The 2,291-nt window shown below is 34.5% G+C and carries 2 protein-coding genes; both read left to right on the top strand.

The window, feature by feature from the left end:
* Positions 1-740 (top strand): Ig-like domain-containing protein (locus tag ACKI67_RS06785; RefSeq protein ID WP_407462701.1); only part of this gene is annotated, 740 nt, incomplete at its 5' end.
* Positions 741-943: 203 nt separating this feature from the next.
* On the top strand, positions 944-2,272 hold the full coding sequence (locus ACKI67_RS06790) for an amidohydrolase family protein (protein ID WP_407462702.1): 1,329 nt from the start codon (positions 944-946) through the stop codon (positions 2,270-2,272).
* The last annotated feature ends 19 nt before the right edge of the window (positions 2,273-2,291 follow it).

The raw sequence follows: 2,291 nt of genomic DNA on the forward strand, positions 1-2,291 counted from the left end.
ATAGAGGCAATGAAGAGGCATTATATGCCGAAACCAATGATGATGGAATTGTTGACTTGACTGATTTGACTTCTGGAATCTATAATCTCAGTGTCTATTTGGAAAATGACGAGGAGTATAATGATGCTTCATTCAATTCCAATTTCTCTGTTTCAAGAAAGGAAACTCAAATCATTTATCAGAACATGACTACAACTGCTGTTGATGTTGATACAGATGGAAGGATAGGAAAATTCTTCTTCATTACATTAAAAGACAAGGAAGGCAATGCTTTAGCAAACAAGTTTATCCAAATTGGATTCAATGGTAATGTTTATGATAGGGTGACTGATGAGAACGGTTCTGCAAAACTTCAAATCAACCTTAAGTATGCAGGAACATACACTTTTGCTGTAGCATACCTTGGTGATGATGAGTACAACGGTTCATTCATTGTTGCAAAGATTCTTGTAAATAAGCAGAAAGGAAGCTTAACCGTTCCAGCTAAAACCTACAAGGCAAGTGCTAAGACCAAAACCATTACAGCTACATTCAAGTCTGCAAGCGGCAAGGCAGTTAAAGGCAAGAAGATTACATTCACTGTAAACGGCAAGACTTATACTGCAACAACAGATTCAAATGGACTTGCTAAAGTCAATGTAAGCTTATCCAAGAAAGGAACTTACAGCTTCACTGCCAAATTTGCAGGAAATGACATGTATGCTGCAATGTCAAAATCAGCAAAATTAACTTTGAAATAAAATAATCATCTTTTGATTATTTTTCTTTCTTTTTTTATTTTTTAAAATTCTCAATTTTTTATTTTTTTTATTTTTAATTATTCAAAACTTCTTTTTATGAAAACATATAAGAGTACTAATCTATAATATAAATATTAAAAAAATTAGATATTTAATTAGAATTTAAAATTATCAATTAATCATAAAGACTTTAAGGTGTTTTAATGGAAAGTCAAAACATATTAATTAAAAATGCTACTATATTAAATCCATTAGGAAATGGACAAACTGAAGAAAAAATCAGTGATGTTTTAATTGTTGAAGATAAGATTGCAGAAATCAACGAGACAATCGATGATTCAAATGCGGAAAAGGTAATTGATGCAAGTGATAAGATATTGATGCCAGGACTTGTCAACACTCACACTCACATTTCAATGTCACTTCTTAGAGGCATTGCTGATGATTTGGAATTGGACACTTGGTTGAATGACCACATCTGGCCTATGGAAGCACACCTCAATAGGGAGTACTGCTACATTGGTGCACTTCTTGGTGCAGCTGAAATGATCAAGAGTGGTACCACAACATTTTCAGATATGTACTTCTATATGGATGGTGTCGCACAGGCAGTTGAAGAAATTGGTATGAGGGCAGTCTTGTCATATGGTATGATCGATTTCGGCATTGAGGAAAAACGTGAAAATGAATTCAAGGAAAACATATCTTTAATAAAAAATCACAACAATACTGCTGATGGAAGAATCACTACAATGTTCGGTCCACACTCAATTTATACCACTTCAAGTGAGCTTCTCGAGAGGGTCAGAAAGGAAGCGGATAAGTACCAAGTTGGTATCCACATTCATATGAATGAAACCATGAAGGAAATTAATGACTGTAAGGAGAACCATCAAAATAAAAGACCGTTTGAGTATTTAGATGACTTGGGCATATTAGGCAGTGATATTGTTGCTGCTCACGGTGTATGGTTAGACCAAAATGAGATAGATTTGATCAAAAAGTATGATGTCAAGGTTTCACACAACCCATGCAGTAACATGAAACTTGCTTCAGGTGCATCACCTATAGGTGAACTAATGAGTCAAGGTGTATGTGTTGGATTAGGTACTGATGGTGCATCAAGCAACAATAATCTTGACATGTTCGATGAGATGAAATTTGCAGCACTTCTTCAAAAGGTTTCCACACTCAATCCTAAATTAGCTACTGCAGATGAAGTTTTCAATATGGCAACATACAATGGTGCAAATGCATTAGGCATTGATGCAGGTTCAATTGAAGTTGGCAAGAAAGCGGATCTTATTCTTGTTGACACCAATCACCCTAACATGACTCCAATGAGCAATGCAATTTCATCAAATATTGTATACTCAGCAAATGGATCTAATGTTGATACCACTATCTGTAATGGTAAGATTCTTATGGAAAATAGAAAATTATTAACCGTGGATGAAGGCCATATTTTATCTGAGGCAAAAAGAGCCATTGCTGAAATGAAAGAGTTAAGAGAAGCTGAAAGTGAAGAATAATTCTTCACTATTATTTTTT

This window comes from Methanobrevibacter sp. (genome assembly GCF_045577275.1).
In the GTDB taxonomy this organism is placed as follows: domain Archaea; phylum Methanobacteriota; class Methanobacteria; order Methanobacteriales; family Methanobacteriaceae; genus Methanobrevibacter.